Here is a 20,656-nt window from a genome sequence, read left to right as displayed (position 1 = left end):
ATTTGAACAGGGCAGCACTGATGGCTGCTGCCAGTACTCACCGCCGGAGACGACAAAACCGCGGCTTGTTCGCGAATCCGGACCATCAAGGCCAGGCTTCGCGAACAAGCCGCGGTTTCGAAGGAAAGATCAGATGCTGTAGCGCTCGTCCTCATGGTCGCCCGGGTGGTCCTTGACCAGTCCGGCAGCAAGGGTGTTGCCATCCAGCGGGTCAATCACCAGGAACGCTCCGGTACGGCGGTGGTGGAGGTAGTTCTCCAGCGGCAGCGGCGCGGCCAGCCGGAGCTGGGCGTTGCCGATGTCGTTGAGTTCCAGGGTGGACGCCGGCTCCAGTTTGAAGGAGGCGAGGTCCAGCTTGCCGCCGACGTTGCGGACCAGGGCCTGCACGGTTCGGGTGCCGTGCTTGACCAGCACCTTCTGGCCCTCGCGGAGCGGCTTCGGGGACAGCCAGCAGAGTGCTGCGTACAGGTCGGCGGAGGCTTCGCGGACGGTGCCGGCGGCGGCGATGGTGTCACCGCGGGCGACGTCGAATTCCTCAGCCAGGCGGATCGCCACGGACTGCGGCGCGGCGGCTTCCTCAAGCGAGGCGCCGGCGAAGTCGATGCCCACCAAAGTGGTGGTGCGCGGGTCTTGGCCGGGTGTAAGGACGGAGACCTTGTCCCCCACCTTGACCGAGCCCTCGGTGATCTGGCCGGCATACGCGCGGTAGTCGCGGTAGGCCTCCACGTCCAGGCCGGCGGCGACGGCGTCGGGGGCCAAAGCGCCCTGCGGCCGGATGACCAGCTGCACCGGGAAGCGGAAGCTCTCCAGGTGGCTTTCAAGTTCATCAGCCGCCGGGAGGGTTTCGAGGACCTCCAGCAGCGCCGGGCCGGTGTACCAAGGGGTCCGCTCGGAGCGCTCCACCACGTTGTCACCGTCCAAGGCGGACACGGGGACCACCAACAGGTCGGTTATCCCATCGGAGCCGAGGCCCAGCTCGCGGCCCACCTGCTGCACGTCGGCTTCGATCTCGCGGAACACGGACTCGCTGAAGTCCACTAGGTCGATCTTGTTCACGGCCACGATCACATGCGCCACCCGCAGCAGCTGCAGCACGGAAAGGTGACGGCGGGTCTGCTCCAGCACGCCCTTCCGGGCGTCGATGAGTACGACGACGGCATCCGCGGTGGACGCGCCCGTCACCGTGTTCTTGGTGTACTGCACGTGCCCGGGGCAGTCGGCCAGGATGAAGCTGCGGCGGTCGGTGGCGAAGTAGCGGTAGGCCACGTCGATGGTGATGCCCTGTTCGCGCTCGGCGCGCAGTCCGTCGGTCAGCAGGGCGAGGTCGATGCCGCCAGCAGCACCGCCGAAGCCGCGGTCCGCGGAGGTGCGGGCAACGGCGTCGAGCGTGTCAGCCAGGATGGCCTTGGAATCGTGAAGGAGGCGGCCCACCAAAGTGGACTTGCCGTCGTCGACCGATCCTGCGGTGGCGAACCGGAAGAGCGTCGTGGGCAGGCCTTCGGTGAGCGAGCCTGTCGAAATCTCGGAGATCGTGCTCATTAGAAATACCCGTCCTTCTTGCGGTCTTCCATGGCGGCCTCGGAGATGCGGTCATCTGCCCGGGTGGCGCCACGTTCGGTCAGGGTGGAGGCAGCAACTTCGACCACAACGTCGGCCACCGTGTACGCGTCCGACTCCACGGCGCCGGTGCAGGACATGTCCCCCACGGTGCGGTAGCGGACGGTCTTGGTAATGACATCCTCGTGCGGCAGCGGCTGGGAGACCTCGCCCACTGCGCGCCACATGCCGTCGCGGGCGAAGACCTCGCGCTCGTGGGCGTAGTACAGGCCGGGCAGCTCAATGTTCTCGCGCTCGATGTAGCGCCAGATGTCCAGCTCGGTCCAGTTGCTGATGGGGAAGGCGCGGACGTGCTGGCCCACGGTGTGGCGGCCGTTGTAGAGGTTCCACAGCTCGGGGCGCTGGTTGCGCGGGTCCCACTGGCCGAACTCGTCGCGGAGGCTCAGGATGCGCTCCTTGGCGCGGGCCTTGTCCTCGTCGCGGCGGCCGCCGCCGAACACGGCGTCGAACTTGTTCTGCTGGATGGCGTCCAGCAGCGGGACGGTCTGCAGCGGGTTGCGGGTGCCGTCGGCGCGCTCAGCGAGCTCGCCGCGGTCAATGAACTCCTGCACGGAGCCCACCACGAGCTTCAGGCCCAGGCGCTCAACAGTGCGGTCGCGAAAGTCGATGACCTCGGGGAAGTTGTGGCCGGTATCCACGTGCAGCACCGGGAACGGGACCTTGCCCGGCCAGAAGGCCTTGGTGGCCAGGTGCAGCATCACCACGGAGTCCTTGCCGCCGGAGAACAGCAGCGCGGGCTTCTCGAACTCGGCAACAACCTCGCGGATGATATGGATCGCCTCGGACTCAAGGGTGTCCAGGCTGGAGAGGCGCGTGGAAACGGCAGCTTCAGTCACCTGGGTGGTCTCCTCGGTTAAGTAAGTGCTCATACGTGTAGTCCGCATTCTGTCTTGTCGGTCCCTGCCCAGCGGCCGGCGCGGGGGTCGTCGCCCGGCGCCACCTTCCGGGTGCAGGGCTGGCAGCCAATGGAGGGGTAACCCTGGGAAAGCAGCGGGTTGACGGGCAGCAGGTTGTCGTCCGAGTACTGGACCAGCTGGTCGAACGTCCACGCAGCCACCGGGTTCACCTTGACCAGGCCGTTGGCATCGTCCCAGGTGACCAGCGGGGTGTTGGTCCGGGTGGGGGCTTCATCGCGGCGGACGCCGGTGAACCACAGTTCGTAGCCGGACAGGGTGCGGCGCAGCGGGGCCACCTTGCGGAGGGCGCAGCACTGGGCGGCGTCGCGGGCGAACAGGTCCTTGCCCAGGAGCCGGTCCTGCTGTTCCACGGTGTTCTCCGGAAGCACGTCCACCACGTTGACGCGGAGGTTCGCGGCCACCTCGTCACGCGTGGCGTAGGTTTCCGGGAAGTGGTAGCCGGTCTCCAGGAACAGGACGTCGACGCCGGGCATCTGGTCCGCGACCAGCGCGGGCAGGACGGCGTCGGCCATGGAGCAGGCGACGGCGACGGCGGGCAGTTCGAAGTTGCGCTCCACCCAGGCGATGACATCGCGGGCGGGAGCGTCCCAGCCGAGTTCGGCGGCACCGGCTTCGGCGATGGCCTTCAGTTCTTCGTGGGAGCGGAGCTTGGGGGCGGTTGCCGCCACAGCCTCAACCTGGGCTGAGGCCTCGGCCGGGGCAGCCACCGGATCCACTCCAAGCGCGTGCTTACTCACTGGAGTGCCTCCTCGTCTGCTGCGTGGGCCCACTCGGCGAAGGTCTGGCCCTCGGCGCGCTGGGCCACAAAGGTGCGGACAACGCGCTCCACGTAGTCGGGCAGGTCATCGACGTACACCTTGAGGCCGCGGACGGTGCGTCCCAGGCCTGCTTCCTCGCGCTCGTTGGAAGCCAGCCCGCCGCCCAGGTGGACCTGGAAACCCGGGGAGGGGTCGCCGTCGGGCGTTGGAAGCATCATGCCCTTGAGGCCGATGTCCGCGGTCTGGATGCGTGCGCAGGAGTTGGGGCAGCCGTTGATGTGCAGGGACAGCGCGTGCGGCAGCTCGCCGGACGCGGCGAGGTCGGCCAGGCGGCGCTCCAGCTCGGCAACTGCGGTGGCGGCCGTGTACTTGGTCTCCACGATGGCCAGCTTGCAGTACTCGATGCCGGTGCAGGCGATGGTGCCGCGGCGGAACACGGACGGGCGGGCGGACAGGCCCAGCGCGTCCAGCTCTGCCACGAGGGGCTCCACCTGGTCCTTCTCGACGTCCAGGACAACGAGCTTCTGGTGCGGGGTGGTGCGCAGCCGGTAGGAGCCGCGGGCCTCGAGGGTGTCGGCGAGCTTGACCAGCGCGGCGCCGGAGAGCCGGCCGGCCAGCGGGGTGGCGCCGATGAAGAACTTGCCGTCCTTCTGTTCATGCACGCCGATGTGGTCGCCGGGGGTGGTGGGCTTGGGCGCGGCCGGACCGTCAGCCAGCTTGTAGCCCAGGTATTCGTCCTCCAGGATCTGGCGGAACTTCTCCGGACCCCAGTCCGCCATCAGGAACTTCAGGCGGGCCTTGGTGCGCATGCGCCGGTAGCCGTAGTCACGGAAGATGCTGGTGACGCCGAGCCACACGTCCGCGGCCTGCTCCGGGGTCACGAACGCACCCAGGCGCTTGCCGAGCATCGGGTTGGTGGACAGCGCGCCGCCGGCCCAGAGGTCGTAGCCGACGCCGAGTTCGGGGTGGCGGACACCCACCAGTGCGAAGTCGTTGATCTCGTGGACCACGTCCTGGCTGGGGTGGCCGGTGATGGCGGTCTTGTACTTGCGCGGCAGGTTGGACAGCAGCGGGTTGCCGATGAACCGCTCCCCCAGCTCCTCGATGAGCGGGGTGGGGTCGATGATCTCGTCCTTGGCGATGCCGGCCACCGGCGAACCCAGTATCACGCGGGGAACGTCGCCGCAGGCCTCGGTGGTGGACAGGCCAACACCTTCCAGGCGGGTCCAGATCTCCGGGATGTCCTCCACGCGGATCCAGTGCAGCTGGATGTTCTGGCGGTCGGTCAGGTCGGCGGAATCCCGGGCGAAGTCCACGGAGATCTGGCCGATGACGCGCAGCTGCTCGGTGGTGAGGGCGCCGCCGTCGATCCTCACACGGAGCATGAAGTACTTGTCCTCGAGCTCGTGCGGCTCAAGCGTTGCGGTCTTGCCGCCGTCGATCCCGGGCTTGCGCTGGGTGTAGAGGCCCCACCAGCGGAACCGGCCGTGCAGGTCCTGGCCGGGGATGGCGTCGAAGCCTTCCTTGGAGTAGATGGTCTCGATACGCTCGCGCACGTTCAGGCCGTCGTCTTCCTGTTTCCAGGTTTCGTTGGCGTTCAGGGGCGTTTTGCCGTCCACTTTCCACTGCCCGTGCGGCTTCGCGGCGGGACGGGACGGGCGGGCCGGGCGCTTCGCGGCAGCGGAATCCGCCGACGCTCCGGCTAGAGCTGTATCAGTCATGCATCGACTGTAGGTCCCGCCCGAAGAGCGTCACAAAGGCCCGGAAACGCTAAGTCACCTAGGGAAATATTTCGTCACGAAACGCCGGACAACCTTGAACAAGCCACCCTCCTGTGCATTTGCTGGCGGTTCCGCGGGGGCCGTTTGGGGGGCCTGTGCTGCTGTTTCGGCCGGCGCGTGGGCCGCCGCTTCACGGGCTTTTGCGACGGCGGCGTCATACCTGTCCAGCGCGATCTCGGCCAGCACCGGGGACGGCAGCAGGGGTTCGGTGACGACGTCCGCCCCGGCCTTGGCGAGCTGGTCGTGGAAGAAGCCCGGCGCCAGGAGGTACGAGGCAATCACCACGCGCCCGCCGACGTCGACCGCTCCTGCGGACTCACCCGCCCCGGCACCGCCTTCCAGCTCCTCGCGAAGCATCGCGACGGCGTCGGGCACGGAAGGCTGAGCGGAGGCACCGTAGGCGGCCACTATCCGGTTGGACCGCAGCGCCCGCAACTGGCCCAGCAGCTCCTCGACGCTGACGGCGGCGTTGGGGTTGGAGGATCCCGCCGCAGCCAGGACGACCACATCGTTGTCCGTCACGCCGGCCTCACGCAGCCGCTGGTCCAGCAGCGCGGCCAGGCGCGGATCAGGCCCCAGCGGCGCGGCCGCGGCACTGCCCGGCCGGCTCTTCACCGCCCGCGCAATGTCAACCTTCACGTGGTAGCCCACACTGAGCAGCAGCGGCACCACGACGGCGGCCTCCCCCTCGGGCAGGCCAGCCACCACGTCCACCAGGTCCGGCTGCTGGACGTCCACATAGGCCTCGCGGACGTCCAGGCCGGGGCGGAGTCCGGCGATGGCGGCGCGCAGGGCGTTGACCTCTGCGGCTCCCTGTGTGCTGGACGTCCCATGGGCGCAGGCGATCATGATGGGGCTGTTCATACCGGCTAGCGTAACGTTGGAGCCGCCCTGTCCGCCCTCTTTTGAATTGCCGGGACGCTCCATGACATTCGCCTTTGACAACTCGCCGGTGTGGCTGGATCTGCTGGGCGTCTTCTTCTTCGCGGTGTCGGGATCCCTGCTGGCGGCGCGGAAGCACATCGATATTGTGGGCTCCCTGCTGCTGGCCTCCCTGGTGGGACTCGGCGGTGGCGTCATCCGGGACATCATCCTTGCAGTTGTCCCTGCCGCTTTCACCAACCCCGCCTACCTCGTGCCCCCTGTACTGGCCACGGCCCTGGTGTACTTCCTGTTTCCCAGCGTGCAGCGCTATACGTCACTGCTGACGCTGTTCGACGCCGCCGGCCTCGCACTGTTCTGCATGACCGGCACTCTGAAGGCACTGGCCGCCGGAATGAACCCGGTGGCGTCCGTGCTGCTGGGGGTCACGACGGCGGTGGGCGGCGGGCTGCTGCGCGACATCACTGCCAACGAGGTTCCCGAACTTTTCAACCCCAAGGACATCTACGCGCTGCCGGCATTCGTGGGGGCGGCGATGACCGCCGGGCTGTGGGTTCTGGGCATCTTCAACGTCCTGACGGGATCGGCCGTCGCGGCCGTGGTTTTCACTTTCCGCATCCTGGCATGGCGGCGCTCCTGGCAGGCGCCGCTGGCCGTCCACGGGTGGCACCGGCGGGCCAACGACTCCGGGGTTTGAAGCTGTTCCCGCGGTGCTCCGCTGTCACTTTGCAGGGGCCGGGATTGGCTAGGATATGAAGCATGACTGACATGTTCCTCGAGAAATTCCGTGCGCTTGTTCCGAAGTATCTCGAAGACGAATGGCAGGCAGAAGACGGGCTCACCCCGGAGGAGCTGGACAAGGCCCTGGCCGACCACCAGTTTCAGATCCCCCTGGTCCTCCGCGAGTTCTACCTGGCCGTCGGTGGCTGCGAGGACCTGATGGAGGCGTACCACTACTTCTGGGATCCCGATGAGCTCGAGGTCGACGACGAAGGCTTCCTGATGTTCCTCGAGGACGAAGAAGAGGAATATACTTGGGGCTTCCGGGTGGGCGACCTCAGTGTCCCGGACCCCATCGTGTACCGCCGCAACAACGCCCGCGGCCAGTGGAAATCCGAGGAAGGCACCTTCTCGGAGTTCGTGTTCGACATGTTCGAGTGGGCCTTCGAGGACGACGACAACTAAGGCCTTCCGGCTTTCGCAATCGGTTTGGAGTTGCTGCCCGGCGCTCCTGGGGCACTTTGACACGGACACGCCGTCATCCGGGCCTGCAATACCGCTGCCGCAGCTCAATGTGCCTCACGACGGCGGGACTCACCTGGCGCTGAAGGCCCCCTGCCTGCTCTGCTCAAGCACCGCCAGCACCTGGGCCACCATCCGCTGGGGATGATGGACCACTTCAACATAGCCAAACCTCAGGCAGAGGCGTCCGCCAACCACGGTTGCATTGTTGCGCACCCTGTCCTTTTTGACCTGCTTTGCCTCCAAATGGGTGGCCCCGTCGGTTTCCACCACAAGGCAATCCTCAATCAGGAAGTCCACCTCCCCCACGCCCTGGAGCTCCACATGCCTGCGAACATAAAGGCCCGCCATTCGGAAGTGGTAGTTGGCCAATACCTCCAGGACCGAGTCCGCCCGGGGAATCACGTAATCCAGGACTGACCGGGCACGGGCGTTGCGGTTTCCGGGAAGTTTGCGGCGCAGGAACCCGACTGTCACATCTCCCCGCTGCGCTGCACACTGAACCATGACCAGGGCTTCCAGCTCGGGCAGGCAGCGCAGGGCATGGATGAGTACGTCCGCCAGTCCCGCCACCGGCAACCAGGGGTGGACAGCATGTTGGATCCGGCCGTGGGTTATGGATCCCGGCACTGCTTTCTTGTGCCCGGGGCTCAAGTGGACCGGGCCGGCATTATCCAAAGTCCACAGCTGGTAGGCGGAGGCGGCGGACAAACAGGTCAGGAGCGCATTGTGCTGCAGCGCCAAACCCAGCACGCCGGCGTCCTGCGGCAGGGCATAGACACCCCGCCGGATCCGGGCGATGTGGCCTGCTATGAGGGCCCTGTCCACGCACGTTCTCGGGAATCCGGCCCGGTGGAGTGTAGCAGTTCGGGCCACACCTCCCCGCTGGCGGAGATATGTCTGAATGTCCATGGCACTACGGTGACGCGGCTCTACTGCACGCGACAGTTCCAGGCAGCGCCATGTGGACAACCGTCGCGGGGCACTTCGACACGGATTCGCCGCGATTTCGGTCCTTTCAGCAGGGATCGGGCTTCAATGTGCCCCACGATGGCAGGAAAGCACGGCGGAAAACTCTGTGACAACACAGGTAACAACCCACTTGCGCAATATGACAAAGCTGTCATAGACTGTTCACGGATCCGCTAAACGCCTCCGGCGGGTCTGATGCGAACGGAGAGATAGCCTCGGTTCAAAGCAACGTATGACTCGTATCGTTGCTGCGGACCGGGGCTATCCCGTTTTAACGCGACCCATCGACTGCTCCACACCGGTCGTTTTGGCGGGTCAAAAGGGCAGGTACGGAGCAATCGACGCTAAGAAGAAGCCCGGCCCCTTTACGGAACCGGGCTTCATGAAAACTTGTCTAGCTGGCGCGGTCCACCACAGCCAGCGCGAAGCTGGACAGCGAGTCCTTGACCACGCCTTCGGGCAGCGGTGCCAAGGCGTCGATCGCCTCGTTGGCCCACTGGCGTGCCACCACCCAGGATTCGGCAGTAACGGGATGCTCGCGCAGGCCGGCCACCGCCTCCGCAAGGGCCTCGTCCGAGGTGAGATCGCCGTCAATAAGCCGGAGAAGTTCGACGGCGGACTGGTCACCGGCCACAGCGGCACGGCGCAGGAGCAGCACGGGCAGGGTGGGAACCCCTTCGCGCAGGTCCGTGCCCGGTGATTTGCCGGACTTGACCTTGATGCCCGTGACATCGATGACGTCGTCGGCGAGCTGGAAAGCAACACCAACCTTCTCGCCGTACTCCACCAGCACATCCTCATAGGCCTCATCGGCGCCCGAGAAGATGGCACCGAGCTGCCCGGACGCGGCTACGAGTGAACCGGTCTTGTCCGCGATCACGGAAAGGTAGTGCTCCACGGGATCCTCGTCCGGACGAGGCCCCACGGTTTCGTGCAGCTGGCCCAGGCACAGCCGCTCGAACGTACGGGCCTGGATGCCGAGCGCCCGGGAACCGAGTTCGGACACCAGGATCGAGGCGCGGGCGAAGATCAGGTCGCCGGTGAGGACCGCCACGGAGTTGCCCCAGACCTCGTGGGCGGTGGGTGCACCGCGGCGGAACGGGGCCGAGTCCATGACGTCATCGTGATAAAGGGTGGCAAGGTGTGTCAGTTCCACCACGACGGCGGCCTGCACCACGGCGGGCAGCGATGCGTCGCCCAGGTGGGCACACAGCAGGGTCAGCAGCGGCCGGATGCGCTTGCCACCGGCTTCCACCAGGTGGCGCGACGTGGCGTCAGCGAGCGGATCGGAGTTGGCGATGGCTTCGCGGAGCTTCTTCTCCACCTTGGCCAGGTTGTTGGTGATGGCCGGCCCCAGCTCAGCGTCTCCGGCGATGGCCGCAAAACCCGCGGGCAGCTGCAGGCCCGTTGCGATGGCGGTGGTATTGAGGCTGGGTTCGGAGTCCGGCAGGCCGTGTCCGGCGTGCGTCCAGCTGTGGTCTGCGGGGTTGGTCACGGGTTAACCCTAACTTTTTGTTGCGGATACCGCTGATTCGGGGCCGCCAGCGTATTGGATGTGGCCGGAACCAGCGATTCCAGGACACGGATCACCCGGTCCTCAAAGCCCTTCGCGGCCGGGTCGGTCAGGTTCGCGAGCAGTCGCACCACAAAGCGCATCAGCACCGGGATGGGCATGCCGGTCCTGAGTGCGAGCTTCATGACCGCAGGCTTGCCGATCAGCGCGGCGAACGCACGGCCCAGGGTGAAGTGGGAGCCCCACTGTTCCCGCACATAGTCCGCGTACCGCGAAAAGTGCGCATCGGCGTCGTACGTTCCGCCCACTGCCAACGAGCGCGAGGAGGCGTCAACGATGAACTCCGCGGCAAACCTGGCGGACTCCATGGCGTAGGAGATGCCCTCGCCGTTGAACGGGGACACCATGCCGCCGGCGTCGCCCAGCAGGAGCAGCCCGGGCGAGTAGTGCGGCGTGCGGTTGAAGCCCATGGGCAGCGCGGCGCCGCGGATCTCGCCCACCTGGTTCTCCGGCGTGAAGCCCCACTCTGCGGGCATGCCGGCGGTCCATTCGCGCAGGACCTGCTTGTAGTCGAGTTTGCCGAATTCCTTGGACGAGTTCAGGATGCCCAGGCCCACGTTGGAGGTGCCGTCCCCCACGCCGAACACCCAGCCGTAGCCGGGGAGCAGTTTGCCGTCGCGGCCGGGGAGCTCCAGCCAGCCTTCCATCCAGTCGTCGTCCGTCCGCGGGGACGTGAAGTAGGTGCGGACGGCCACGCCCAGGGGACGGTCGTCGCGTTTATGCATTCCGAGGGATACAGCGGTGCGCGTGGAGTTGCCGTCGGCGGCGAGTACGACGTCGGCACTGAACTCTCGCGCCTCCCCCGTCTTGCGCCCGGACTCGTCAAGGAGCGCTGCGCGGACACCGGTGACGCGGCCGGCGTCGTTACGGATGGCCTCTGTGACGCTGTGCCGCTCAAGGATGGCAGCACCCGCGGACTGGGCGTGGCGGGCCAGCTCCTCGTCGAAACCAAGCCGGGTACGGATCAGCCCGTACTGGGGGAAGTCTGAAACCTCGGGCCAAGGCAGCTCGATGGTGCGCCCGCCGGCAATCAGGCGCAGGCCCTTGTTCCGCCGCCAGCCGTCGCCCTCGGGGTGGGGCAGGCCGAGCTTCTGGATTTCCCGGACCGCGCGGGGTGTCAGGCCGTCGCCGCAGACCTTTTCGCGCGGGAAGCTCGTCTTTTCCAGGACGGTGACGTCCAGGCCTGCCCTGGCAAGGTAGTACGCAGCGGTGGAACCGGCCGGCCCTGCGCCGACTATCAGTACTTTCACAGGTCAGCGGGTGATGTTGCGGCGCAGTTTGGCCACGGGGCCCTTGTGCGCGGCGATGGCGGCTGCAGCGTTGTCCGGCGTTGATTCTGCGGCTTTGAACGCGCGGTGCACCGCGACGATTCCGCCGGTGAGGTTGCGGTAGGTGACCTTCTCCCACCCGGATTCCTGCAGCCAGGCGGCCAGGTGGTCCTGGTCCGGCCACGCGCGGATGGACTCGGCCAGGTAGACGTACGCGTCGGGGTTGGATGCGACCTTGGTGGCAATCGCCGGCAGCGCCCGCATGAGGTATTCGGTGTACATGGTGCGCCAGAGCGGCACCACGGGCTGGGAGAACTCGGCAATGACCAGCCGGCCCCCGGGCTTGGTGACGCGGAGCATCTCCAGCAGCGCCTTCTTGGGCTCGTTGACGTTGCGCAGGCCGAAAGAGATGGTGGTGGCGTCAAAGGAGTTGTCCGCGAACGGCAGGTTGGTGGCATCGCCGGCAACAAAATTGATGTCCGGGCGGCGGCGCTTGCCCACCTTGAGCATTCCGAGGGAGAAATCGCAGGCCACAACGTCTATGCCTGCATCGGCATACGGCTCGCTGGACGTACCGGTGCCGGCCGCCAGGTCCAGCACGCGCTGGCCCTTGGAGACTTCCATGGCTTCCACCACAACCTTGCGCCAGCGGCGCGTCTGCCCCATCGACAGGACATCGTTGACGACGTCGTATTTCGGTGCGACATCGTCAAACATGGTGGCTACTTCGTCCGGACGCTTATCCAAGGATGCTCGGTTCACCATGTCATTGTCTCAAATGTTCCCGGCGGTGCTGACCAGCCGCGATTTGTCCCGTTCCGGCTCGGCCCCGGACCGGGGAAGGCCATCGGGTACGCGGGAGTAGTGTTGTCTCATCATGACGAGCACGTTCCGCACCCTGACAGTCCCCCTGGATGGAAAAGATTTCCCCGGGGGGCTTCCTGCGTTTTTGGTCCGGGACGATGTCCTCTGCTGGACCCGGCGGGAAGCCGGTCTGGCGGGCTTCGGTGAGATAGCGCGTTTCACTGCCACCGGTCCGGAGCGGTTCCTCGAGGCGGACATCTGGTGGCGGCACCTTGTCCTTGAGGCCGACGTCGCCGATTCCGTTGAGCTCCCCGGCACCGGCCCCGTGGCTTTTGGCTCTTTCGCATTTTCCAAGACTTCCGCCCACGAGTCCCGGCTGATCGTGCCGGAGATCGTGGTGGGCGTGCGGGACGGGCAGGTCTGGCTGACACAGTTGACGTTCGACGACGGCCCCCTGAGCGAGGACACGGCAGTCGCCGCACTGGACCGCTGGCTCCGGAGCGCTGCGGTTCCGGCGGCAGAGCCTTCAGAAAGTACGACGGCGGCAGCGGACCCTGCCGGGGACGGCACCTTGGATGCCGTCCCCGCCAAAGCGGGCGGCGCCGTCGTACGCCCACTCCCCCTTGCCGCCGGGGCAACCCTGCATACAGGCTCACTGAGCGAAGAAGCCTGGATGGCGGCCGTGGAGGCGGGCGTGGCCGAGATCCGGACCGGGGCGCTGGAGAAGCTGGTGCTGGCGCGGGACGTGGTGGCCACCATCCCGTCGGGGGTGCACGCGGCCACGGTGCTGCGCGAACTCGCCGCACGCTACCGCGAGTGCTGGACGTACGGGGTGGACGGACTCGTGGGGGCCACGCCTGAGATGCTGATCCAGGTGGAAGGACGCACGGCCCAGGCCCGGGTGCTGGCGGGAACGCTGGACCGCCGGGACGCGCACGGTGAGGACGGCCTCCCGATGGATTACGCCACCCGGGTGCTGGCGGGCTCGGAAAAGCAGCGGCACGAGCATGAGATCGCCATCCAGTCGCTGACCACGCAGCTCGCGCCGTTCTCCGAGGCGATGAATGCGCATGACGAGCCTTTTATCCTGGAGCTGCCCAACGTGTGGCACCTGGCATCGGACGTTAAGGCCGAGCTGGCCGAGATCGAGGGCCACGTTCCCACTTGCCTGGCACTCATCAACGCGCTGCACCCTACGGCCGCGGTCTGTGGAACACCCACGCAGGTTGCCGGTGCACTGATCCGGAAGCTGGAGCACCTGGACCGCGGGCCGTACGCCGGGCCCGTCGGCTGGCTGGATGCGGCGGGCAACGGCGAGTGGGGCATCGCCCTGCGGGGAGCTGTCATCGAGTCTCCGGACACGGTCCGGTTGTATGCCGGCTGCGGAATAGTGGACGGCTCGCAGCCCGAAGCGGAACTGGCGGAGACCTGGGCCAAGTTCCGGCCGATGCTGGAGTCGCTGGGCATCGCCAACTAGGTAGCAGCTGATGTCGTTGTGAAGCGCCAAAAGAGCATCTGCTGCTACCTAGTTGGGCACCAGTCCGGGATGGGAGACAGGTTGTGTTCCTGCGGGCTTGCTTTCGCCTGTGATTTAGTTATCCAATAGTGAAACTTAGTTTCCTGTGATGCACATCTCATAATCGGCGCTACACTATGAACCGATTTAGTACCGCATACTCCCCGCAACAAAAGGTAAGAAAACATGCAGCTCAAGTCCCTGGCCACGGCCAAAATGACCGCCAAGGCAGCAGCAGTCTTCGCCGCCGGCGCCCTCACCCTCACGGCGTGCGGCGGCAGTTCCACCCCTGCAGCCTCCGAGGGCGGCATCCAGCTCATCAACGCCGGCAAGCTCACGGTCTGCTCGGACATCCCCTACGAGCCGTTCGAGTTCGAGAAGGACGGCGAGACGGTCGGCTTCGACGTGGACATCGCCAAGGAGCTCGCCAAGGACTTCGGTGCCGAACTGAGCATCGTGGACAGCTCCTTCGAGGCAATCGAGACCGGCACCGCACTGACCCAGTGCGACCTGGGCATCTCCTCGATCTCTATCACCGACACCCGCAAGTCCGTCATGGACTTCTCCACCCCGTACCTCGATGACGACCTGGCCCTGGTGGCCAGCGAGGACTCCGGCATCAGCGGCCTGGATGACGCCAAGGGCAAGAAGGTTGGCGTGCAGCAGGCCACCACCGGCGCCGACTACGCCCAGGAGCAGGGCCTCGACGCGCAGCAGTTCGAGGACACGGGCCTCCTGGTACAGGCTCTTGAGGCCGGCACCATCGACGCCGCCCTGGGCAACCAGTCAGTGCTGGGCTACGCCATCAAGGACCAGCCCAAGTTCAAGAGTGTTGAGGAGTTCGCCACCGGCGAGCAGCTGGGCATCTCCATCAAGAAGGGCAACACCGCCATGGCGGAGAAGGTCAACGGCACGCTCAAGCGCCTGACCGATGACGGCTCCCTGGAGAAGTTCAAGACCACCTGGTTCGGCGAGACCGCCAAGTAGCCAACCACCGCCAAGTAGTCGCCGTGCAGGCCTGGGGCTTCCCCGCCCCGGCTGTGCCACGGCCCTTTGAACTACGCAGCCGGGGCCCCGGACGAGCTGTACCGCAGTCCGTCCGGGGCCTCTGCCACGCACAACGAATGTGAGCAACCCATGGCAATGACCGCACGTCAGCGAGCCAGAGTAAGCCTGTATGTCCAGGCCGGAATCTTTGTAGTGGCCATCGCCGCGCTGATCCTGGCCACCGACTGGGAGACCATCGGCAACAGCGTCTTCAACTTCGGCAAGATCGGGCCCATGTTCCCGGGCATCTTCGTCACCGGGCTGACGAATACCCTGATCTACACGTTCCTCGGCTTCATCGTGGGCCTCTCCGGCGGCCTGCTGCTGGCCCTCATGAAGCTCTCCAGCTTCCCCCTGTACCGCTGGATCGCCTCCGGCTACATCGAGTTCTTCCGCGGGATCCCGGCGCTGCTGGTGTTCATCGCCTTCGGCTACGGCGTGCCGCTGGCCTTCGGCGTTTCCTGGAACATCACAGTGATCGTCATGGTTTCGCTGGGCATGGTGGCCTCGGCCTACATCGCCGAAACGCTCCGCGCAGGCCTGCAGGCCGTGCCGAAGGGCCAGCTGGAAGCCGCCCGTTCGCTGGGCATGCCGCAGTGGCGGGCCATGATCACCATCGTCATCCCGCAGGCCTTCAAGATCGTTCTGCCGCCGCTGACCAACGAGGTCATCCTGCTGACCAAGGATTCCTCGCTGATCTACGTCCTGGGCCTCACCGCCTCGCAGTACGAGCTCACCAAGTTCGGCCGCGACGGCATTTCCAGCCTGGGCGCAGGCCTCACGCCGCTTCTGGTGGCCGGTGCCTTCTACCTGGTGATCACCATCCCCCTGAGCTTCCTGGCCCGGAAGTTCGAAAGCCGCACCGCGCGGAACAATCGATAGGCAGGGAAGACCATGAACGACGTCGTAAATTCCTCCGGCAGCACCAGCACCATCCAGGCGGCCGGCGTAGCCATCAAGGACCTGCGCAAGTCCTACGGTTCCAACGAGGTCCTCAAGGGCATCAGCCTGGACGTGGCTCCCGGCGAAGTGGTGTGCCTGATTGGGCCTTCCGGTTCGGGCAAGTCCACCCTGCTGCGCTGCGTCAACCTGCTGGAGCAGCCCAATGAGGGCAGCATCCATGTGGGCGGCTTCGAGGCCACGGATCCGGATGTGGACATCGACAAGATGCGCCGCAAGGTGGGCATGGTGTTCCAGCAGTTCAACCTGTTCCCGCACCTGGACGCCAAGCGCAACTGCTCCATCGCCCAGACCAAGGTCCTCAAGCGTTCGCAGGCCGAGGCGGACAAGGTGTCCATGCACAACCTGGAGCGCGTGGGCCTCGGGCACCTCGCGGACCGTTTCCCGGACCAGCTCTCCGGCGGCCAGCAGCAGCGCGTGGCCATCGCCCGCGCGCTGAGCATGGACCCGGAGCTGATGCTCTTCGACGAGCCCACCTCCGCGCTTGACCCCGAGACTGTCGGCGACGTGCTCTCCGTCATGCGGAACCTCGCCAAGGAGGGCATGACCATGCTGGTGGTCACCCACGAGATGGGCTTCGCCCGTGAAGTGGCCGACCGCGTTGTGTTCATGGACGGCGGCGTTGTGGTGGAGGAAGGCGTGGCCGAGCATGTCATCTCCTCCCCCACGCAGCCCCGCACCAAGGAGTTCCTGCGCCGCGTCCTCGACCCGACGCACATCGACATCGAGGAGTAGGCCCTCCTTCGCACCGCTGGTTCGTTTTCGACCCACATATGCCCTGGCGCTGCTGGTATTGCAGTAGCGCCAGGGCATGTCCGCGTCGGCAGGTGATTAGCGCGTCGAAATCAGACAAAACGCGTACGACGGCGGGGCGCCGGCTGATGCACGTTCGTTGCGGCGAGCCCTTTACATCGCCGCATGATGGAGCCGACAATGGGTCCTTCTACAGCCTCCACTGGCTCAGCAGCGCGCTGGCAAATCCGCCTGCCGCCACAACCGGCGGCCGCTAGAGGAGCGCTGGCATGACAGATTCCGCCACCCCGTCCCGGGCCACCGCCGCAGTATCGGATCGCGCTGCCCGGCTGGCGTCCATCCCCTCCTTCCAGCGGGTCGATGCCTACATCACGGCGGCGAACGTGCGCCGGAAGGGCCAGTTGGCGGAAGTCTGTGATTTCACGTTCGGCAACCCGCATCAAATGCCGGCCGAGCGCTACGTCAACACGCTGCGGGATGCCCTCACTCCGCAGCACGATCAGTGGTTCGCTTATCAGACGAATGGCGAGGCTGCCCGGCAGGCGGCGGCGGAGTCCCTTGAGCAGCTGCTGGGCGTGCCGTTCCGGACTGAGGATATTTACCTCACCACGGGGGGCTTCGCCGCAATCGCGTTGGCGCTGAAGACGGTCGCAGATCCGGGCGATGAGGTCATCTTCAGTTTGCCGCCGTGGTTTCTGTATGAGCCCCTCATCCTTGAAGCCGGCCTGGTTCCGGTGAAGGTGAAAGTCAACACCACCACGTTCGATCTGGATCTCGGCGCGATTGAGGCTGGCATTACGGACCGGACCCGGGTTGTGATCGTAAATTCTCCCAACAACCCCACCGGACGGATCTATCCTCCCGAGCTGCTGCGTCGGCTGTCGGAGCTGCTGGAGGCTGCCTCCGCAAGGATAGGCCGGCGGATCTACCTGGTGTCGGACGAGTCCTACAACCGGATTGTGTTCGACGGCCTCCGCTTCCACAGTCCTGTGGAGTTTTATGCCCACACCCTGCTGGCGTACTCCTACGGTAAAACCCACCTTTCCCCCGGCCAGAGGGTGGGCTACCTCGCGCTGCCGCCCACGATGCACCACCGGGAGGAGATGCGCCCCGCAATTAGCGGCCTGCAGGTGGCCATGGGGTGGGTGTATCCCAACGCCCTGCTGCAGCATGCGCTGCCTGAACTGGAGAAGTTCACCATCGACGTTGGCCAGCTGCAGCGGCGCCGGGACCGGCTCGTGGATGCCCTCAGCGGCATGGGTTACCACCTCCACCGGCCGGAGGGCACGTTCTACCTGTATGCAACTTCCCCCGTTGGGGACGACGAGGCGTTCACAGAGTCCCTTGCCCGCCGGAATGTCTTTGTTTTCCCTGGTGTGCTGTTTGAGACGCCTGGATTCTTCCGGATCTCCCTGACGGCCAACGATGACATGATCGAACGCAGCCTGCCTGCGTTCGAAGCGGCGATGAAGGAAAGCATGAACAGGACCGGGGCATGAGCCAACGGACCTACCCGCAGGGTGTCCCGTGCTGGATCGACACGGAGCAGCGCGGCGGGCTTATCTTCCGGTGCGTACTGCAACCACCTGGAAGGCGAGGTCGAAGTAGCGGCCCACGAAGCCCCTTGCACCCGTGATCCCGAACAAATAACGGTCCAGATGGTTGGCCCGCGCCGTAACGCGGATTTGGCCGGGAGCCGGGGACTCCCAGGACAGGACCGTCACTTCCACGGCAGCTTCCACTCCGTGCATGGCCACAATCCCGGCAAGTATGGCACCTCCATCCTCGTGAATCCCCGTTGACGAGAAGGCGATGGTCGGAAAGGCGGCCACATCGAGCAGGCCCCGGCCTTTGACGTCGCGGTCCCGCCGCTGATTGGCGGAGTTGAAACTGGCCGCGTCGATGGTGGCACTGGCGCTGCTCCCTGCCAATGTTGAGGAGACGTTCAGTAGCCCGGAGGAGATGGTGAAGTCGGCGCGGACCCTTCCCAGGCCGAACATGTGCCGGCAGGCGTAGGTGACGCTGGAGCGTTGGGGGTCAACCCGGTACGTGCCGGCGTCCGGCAGTGTGGGGAGGTCTGTGACTGATTGCGTGGTCATGGCGTTGTTCCTTAGGGCTTGGCCCGCGCGCCGGGAAATTGCTGATGTGTCAACAACACTGCCCCTGTTATGCTGATGTGTCAACAACTATATGGTTCCTCCAGGAATAGGATGCACGTTGCCTGAGTATCGCCGCCTGACCCGGGACGAAGAGGAAGTGTGGTTTGCCTACATCCTCTTCAGCCGGCAACTGGCAGCCGGGATGGAAAGGCAGTTGGCCGGAAGCGGCGTATCAGGCGCCGATTACCAGATGCTCGCTCCCCTTGCCGCGGCCGGCGCCGGCGGAATGCGGGCCCGGGACCTCGGCCACAGTGCCGGCTGGGACCGCAGCCGGCTTGCGCATCAATTGCGACGGATGGAAGAACGTGGGCTTGTCAGCCGGGAACCGGCGCACGATGATGCCCGCGGCATTCTGGTTCATATAACGCAGGCCGGCCGGGCAGCCCTGCGTGCAGCAGGTCCCGGGCACATCGAGTGGGTCAGGGAGAACTTCCTTGAGGTGATGACTCCTGAGGAGCGGCGCATGCTGGTCGAGCTGTCCTCCCGTGTCATGGCGAAACTTGAGGCGGACTCCCCCTCTTAGCGCGCCAGTACTCCCCCGACTGCGGCGGCGACGGCCTCTTTGATCCTGGCGTGCAGGGCCCTGAGCCCCTGCCGGTCAGTGCGGACTTCCAGGATGCTGCGGCCCTCGATCGGCTGCTTGAGCGCCTCGGCGAGGGCCGCCGTCGTACTTACCGAGCAATGCCTGACGCCGTACGCTGCGGCGAGTGCCGCTGTGTCCACTGTGTGAGGGGTGCCAAAGAGGCGTTCGACGGCGTCGCCGTACGTTCCGGCCTCACGCACCGCGCCATGTTCCAGCAGGTCGAAGATGGCGCCGCCGAAGTCGTTGAGGACAACGATCCGCAGCGGAGGCTGTTCCTCCCCGGCGCCGAGGAGCAGGCCGCCAGCGTCGTGCAGGAAGGTGACGTCGCCCAGCAGGACGGTGGTTTCCTGCCGGCCTCCGACCGCGATGCCGGTAGCGGTGGAAATAGTGCCGTCGATTCCGGCAAGCCCGCGGTTGGCGTACACGGTGGCGGCAGGTTCAGGGGCCGGGAGGCCGGCGAGGTCCACGTCCCGGATTCCGTTGGAGGACCCGAGCAGCAGCTGGCCCCGCGCGTGTTTCCACACCAGGGATCCGACAGCCGGACCGGTGGCCCGCGCTTCTTCAGGCAGGATGCGGTCCAGCGCGTGCTGGGCGGCCGATCCCGCGAGCAGCCAGGTGTCCAGCCATGTGGACGGGCCCCGGCCGGCAAAATCTGCCAGGTCCGCAAGGCTTTCCAGGGGCAGTTCCGTACGCCTGCCAGGCTCGTACCAGGCCACGGGAACCGGCTGGTAGAGCGCAGCCTGGACATCGGCCCTCGCCAGAAGCGCCGCGACCGGCCGGGACAGTGTGGGCCGGCCGAAGAGGACCACCCTTTCGATGGGTTGGTCAGACCCCGGCCCGAAGTGCTCCAGGAGCAGCCGGTACGGACCGACGGCGTTCGGCCCGAACCGGGAGTTGGAGGAGGGCTCTGCCAGCAGCGGCAGCCCATGGGCGCGGGCGAAGGCCTCGGCGACCGGGCCGGCGTCGTGCCCTGCCAGCACGACGGTACGCCGCTCGGGCAGCTCTGCTGAAGCCGGCGGCAGGTTCATGATGAGCGGCTCCGTGCCGATCCGGTAGCGCTGCCGTTCGGCCGCAGCCGGCAGCTTCTCCCCCGGCGACGGAACCAGCGGATCACGGAAGGCGAGATTGAGTTGGACAGGACCGGGCGGGAGATCGGGAAACGCCCCGGTGGCGGCAGACAGGCCGGTCCGGATGGCGCGTTCGGGGTCGGCACCCGCGGGAACGTCGACGGCGAAGCGCACCTGCTCGCCGAAAAGGTCAGGCTGGACGGTGGTCTGGTTGGCGCCGGTTCCGCGCAGCTCGTCCGGCCGGTCGGCGGACAGCACCACCAGGGGAACGGCGGCATGATTGGCCTCCATTACCGCGGGCATCAGGTTCCCCACGGCGGTCCCGGACGTTGTCAGCACGGCCGCGGGAGATCCCGTGGCCAAGGCCAGGCCCAGCGCCGTGAACCCGGCCGAACGCTCATCAATCCGGACCAGCAGCTCCACTCTGCCCTCGGCCGAAGCCTCGGCCAGGGCATACGCCATGGGGGCGGACCGCGAACCGGGCGAGACCACCACGTGCTGCACGCCGCCGTCGACCAATACCCCGACGGCGATCCGCGCCGCCGCCAACGCGCTCAGCTGGGTTCCGGCACCGGGCGTGCTGTCAGGTGCGTCCTCAGAAGAGGTGTCAGTCGCGGTATCAGAAGCGGGGTCAGGCGTGGTGTCCGGGGAAGGTTCGTTCAGCGAAGTCACCAAACCAGTCTGCCACCCCGGACGCTCTCTCATTTGATGTGGGTTTTAACGGAACGCTCTATCACCGGATGCGGGGTTAACCGGA

Annotated in this window: 19 protein-coding genes; 8 read left to right on the top strand and 11 right to left on the bottom strand. The window is 66.2% G+C overall.

Annotated elements, in window-relative coordinates; all coding sequences use genetic code 11:
• Window positions 1-129 precede the first annotated feature (129 nt).
• Genes WHH00_RS04190 through WHH00_RS04170 form a run of 5 tightly spaced genes read right to left on the bottom strand, consistent with a single transcriptional unit; the run spans window position 130 to window position 5,937 of the window.
• The gene (locus WHH00_RS04190; RefSeq protein WP_406636803.1) at window positions 130-1,539 is read right to left on the bottom strand and encodes a sulfate adenylyltransferase subunit 1; all 1,410 of its coding nucleotides are present in this window, start codon (window positions 1,537-1,539) and stop codon (window positions 130-132) included.
• Window positions 1,539-2,486: a sulfate adenylyltransferase subunit CysD gene (cysD, locus tag WHH00_RS04185; RefSeq protein WP_406636801.1), complete on the bottom strand. Its 948-nt coding sequence runs from the start codon at window positions 2,484-2,486 to the stop codon at window positions 1,539-1,541. Before cysD ends, WHH00_RS04190 begins: the two co-directional genes overlap by 1 nt.
• Window positions 2,483-3,241: a phosphoadenylyl-sulfate reductase gene (locus tag WHH00_RS04180; RefSeq protein WP_406638490.1), complete on the bottom strand. Its 759-nt coding sequence runs from the start codon at window positions 3,239-3,241 to the stop codon at window positions 2,483-2,485. Before WHH00_RS04180 ends, cysD begins: the two co-directional genes overlap by 4 nt.
• A gap of 26 nt (window positions 3,242-3,267) precedes the next feature.
• A complete protein-coding gene (locus WHH00_RS04175) occupies window positions 3,268-5,013 on the bottom strand; it encodes a nitrite/sulfite reductase (protein WP_406636799.1) in 1,746 nt (581 codons plus the stop codon).
• A gap of 54 nt (window positions 5,014-5,067) precedes the next feature.
• A complete protein-coding gene (locus WHH00_RS04170) occupies window positions 5,068-5,937 on the bottom strand; it encodes a sirohydrochlorin chelatase (RefSeq protein ID WP_406636797.1) in 870 nt (289 codons plus the stop codon).
• Between the two features lie 61 nt (window positions 5,938-5,998).
• Between WHH00_RS04170 and WHH00_RS04165 the strand changes: the two genes are divergently transcribed.
• Window positions 5,999-6,652, top strand: a complete 654-nt coding sequence (locus WHH00_RS04165) for a trimeric intracellular cation channel family protein (protein WP_406636795.1) — start codon at window positions 5,999-6,001, stop codon at window positions 6,650-6,652.
• Between the two features lie 62 nt (window positions 6,653-6,714).
• Entirely contained in the window at window positions 6,715-7,140 is a 426-nt protein-coding gene (locus WHH00_RS04160; protein WP_231456251.1) for an SMI1/KNR4 family protein, read from the top strand.
• 129 nt (window positions 7,141-7,269) lie between these two features.
• Here the strand turns inward: WHH00_RS04160 and WHH00_RS04155 are convergent, their stop codons facing one another.
• The 4 genes from WHH00_RS04155 to WHH00_RS04140 form a co-directional block, all read right to left on the bottom strand.
• Window positions 7,270-8,109 (bottom strand): type IV toxin-antitoxin system AbiEi family antitoxin domain-containing protein, encoded by an 840-nt coding sequence (locus WHH00_RS04155; protein WP_406636792.1) that lies wholly within the window; start codon window positions 8,107-8,109, stop codon window positions 7,270-7,272.
• 454 nt (window positions 8,110-8,563) lie between these two features.
• Window positions 8,564-9,664 carry a polyprenyl synthetase family protein gene (locus WHH00_RS04150; RefSeq protein WP_406636790.1) on the bottom strand — a complete coding sequence of 367 codons (1,101 nt, stop codon included), beginning with the start codon at window positions 9,662-9,664 and terminating at the stop codon, window positions 8,564-8,566.
• Window positions 9,661-10,992 (bottom strand): geranylgeranyl reductase family protein, encoded by a 1,332-nt coding sequence (locus WHH00_RS04145; RefSeq protein ID WP_406636788.1) that lies wholly within the window; start codon window positions 10,990-10,992, stop codon window positions 9,661-9,663. The genes WHH00_RS04150 and WHH00_RS04145 overlap by 4 nt, the downstream gene beginning before the upstream one ends.
• A 3-nt stretch (window positions 10,993-10,995) precedes the next feature.
• A complete protein-coding gene (locus tag WHH00_RS04140; protein ID WP_350004479.1) occupies window positions 10,996-11,772 on the bottom strand; it encodes a demethylmenaquinone methyltransferase in 777 nt (258 codons plus the stop codon).
• Between the two features lie 115 nt (window positions 11,773-11,887).
• Here WHH00_RS04140 and WHH00_RS04135 point away from each other — a divergent pair, with 115 nt between their 5' ends.
• The 5 genes from WHH00_RS04135 to WHH00_RS04115 all read left to right on the top strand — a co-directional run bounded on the left by WHH00_RS04135 (window position 11,888) and on the right by WHH00_RS04115 (window position 17,589).
• Window positions 11,888-13,291, top strand: a complete 1,404-nt coding sequence (locus WHH00_RS04135) for an isochorismate synthase MenF (RefSeq protein ID WP_406636786.1) — start codon at window positions 11,888-11,890, stop codon at window positions 13,289-13,291.
• 225 nt (window positions 13,292-13,516) lie between these two features.
• Window positions 13,517-14,317, top strand: coding sequence for an ABC transporter substrate-binding protein (locus WHH00_RS04130; protein ID WP_231456245.1), 801 nt, complete (start codon window positions 13,517-13,519; stop codon window positions 14,315-14,317).
• A gap of 150 nt (window positions 14,318-14,467) precedes the next feature.
• A complete protein-coding gene (locus WHH00_RS04125; RefSeq protein ID WP_104184452.1) occupies window positions 14,468-15,259 on the top strand; it encodes an amino acid ABC transporter permease in 792 nt (263 codons plus the stop codon).
• Between the two features lie 12 nt (window positions 15,260-15,271).
• The gene (locus WHH00_RS04120) at window positions 15,272-16,072 is read left to right on the top strand and encodes an amino acid ABC transporter ATP-binding protein (protein WP_406636783.1); all 801 of its coding nucleotides are present in this window, start codon (window positions 15,272-15,274) and stop codon (window positions 16,070-16,072) included.
• Window positions 16,073-16,359: 287 nt separating this feature from the next.
• Entirely contained in the window at window positions 16,360-17,589 is a 1,230-nt protein-coding gene (locus WHH00_RS04115; RefSeq protein ID WP_406636781.1) for an aminotransferase class I/II-fold pyridoxal phosphate-dependent enzyme, read from the top strand.
• A 60-nt stretch (window positions 17,590-17,649) separates the two neighbouring features.
• Here WHH00_RS04115 and WHH00_RS04110 read toward each other — a convergent pair whose 3' ends face one another.
• A complete protein-coding gene (locus tag WHH00_RS04110) occupies window positions 17,650-18,189 on the bottom strand; it encodes a YceI family protein (RefSeq protein WP_406636779.1) in 540 nt (179 codons plus the stop codon).
• Between the two features lie 118 nt (window positions 18,190-18,307).
• On the opposite strand from WHH00_RS04110, the gene WHH00_RS04105 reads away from it, so the two are divergent.
• Entirely contained in the window at window positions 18,308-18,772 is a 465-nt protein-coding gene (locus tag WHH00_RS04105) for a MarR family winged helix-turn-helix transcriptional regulator (protein WP_406636777.1), read from the top strand.
• On the opposite strand, the gene menD is transcribed toward WHH00_RS04105, so the two are convergent.
• A complete protein-coding gene (gene menD / locus WHH00_RS04100) occupies window positions 18,769-20,604 on the bottom strand; it encodes a 2-succinyl-5-enolpyruvyl-6-hydroxy-3-cyclohexene-1-carboxylic-acid synthase (RefSeq protein WP_406636775.1) in 1,836 nt (611 codons plus the stop codon). The two genes, WHH00_RS04105 and menD, sit on opposite strands and share 4 nt — an antisense overlap.
• Window positions 20,605-20,656: the final 52 nt, after the last annotated feature.

It is taken from the genome of Pseudarthrobacter quantipunctorum (assembly GCF_045291495.1).
GTDB lineage: Bacteria > Actinomycetota > Actinomycetes > Actinomycetales > Micrococcaceae > Arthrobacter > Arthrobacter quantipunctorum.
This window is presented reverse-complemented; position numbering and strand designations above follow the sequence as displayed.

Coding starts and splice junctions, on each gene's coding strand:
- WHH00_RS04175 (WP_406636799.1), bottom strand. CDS start 5,013: ATGACTGATACAGCTCTAGCCGGAGCGTCGGCGGATTCCGCTGCCGCG.
- WHH00_RS04135 (WP_406636786.1), top strand. CDS start 11,888: ATGACGAGCACGTTCCGCACCCTGACAGTCCCCCTGGATGGAAAAGAT.
- WHH00_RS04190 (WP_406636803.1), bottom strand. CDS start 1,539: ATGAGCACGATCTCCGAGATTTCGACAGGCTCGCTCACCGAAGGCCTG.
- WHH00_RS04160 (WP_231456251.1), top strand. CDS start 6,715: ATGACTGACATGTTCCTCGAGAAATTCCGTGCGCTTGTTCCGAAGTAT.
- WHH00_RS04170 (WP_406636797.1), bottom strand. CDS start 5,937: ATGAACAGCCCCATCATGATCGCCTGCGCCCATGGGACGTCCAGCACA.
- WHH00_RS04110 (WP_406636779.1), bottom strand. CDS start 18,189: ATGACCACGCAATCAGTCACAGACCTCCCCACACTGCCGGACGCCGGC.
- WHH00_RS04120 (WP_406636783.1), top strand. CDS start 15,272: ATGAACGACGTCGTAAATTCCTCCGGCAGCACCAGCACCATCCAGGCG.
- WHH00_RS04165 (WP_406636795.1), top strand. CDS start 5,999: ATGACATTCGCCTTTGACAACTCGCCGGTGTGGCTGGATCTGCTGGGC.
- cysD (WP_406636801.1), bottom strand. CDS start 2,486: ATGAGCACTTACTTAACCGAGGAGACCACCCAGGTGACTGAAGCTGCC.
- WHH00_RS04125 (WP_104184452.1), top strand. CDS start 14,468: ATGGCAATGACCGCACGTCAGCGAGCCAGAGTAAGCCTGTATGTCCAG.
- WHH00_RS04130 (WP_231456245.1), top strand. CDS start 13,517: ATGCAGCTCAAGTCCCTGGCCACGGCCAAAATGACCGCCAAGGCAGCA.
- WHH00_RS04155 (WP_406636792.1), bottom strand. CDS start 8,109: ATGGACATTCAGACATATCTCCGCCAGCGGGGAGGTGTGGCCCGAACT.
- WHH00_RS04115 (WP_406636781.1), top strand. CDS start 16,360: ATGACAGATTCCGCCACCCCGTCCCGGGCCACCGCCGCAGTATCGGAT.
- menD (WP_406636775.1), bottom strand. CDS start 20,604: ATGAGAGAGCGTCCGGGGTGGCAGACTGGTTTGGTGACTTCGCTGAAC.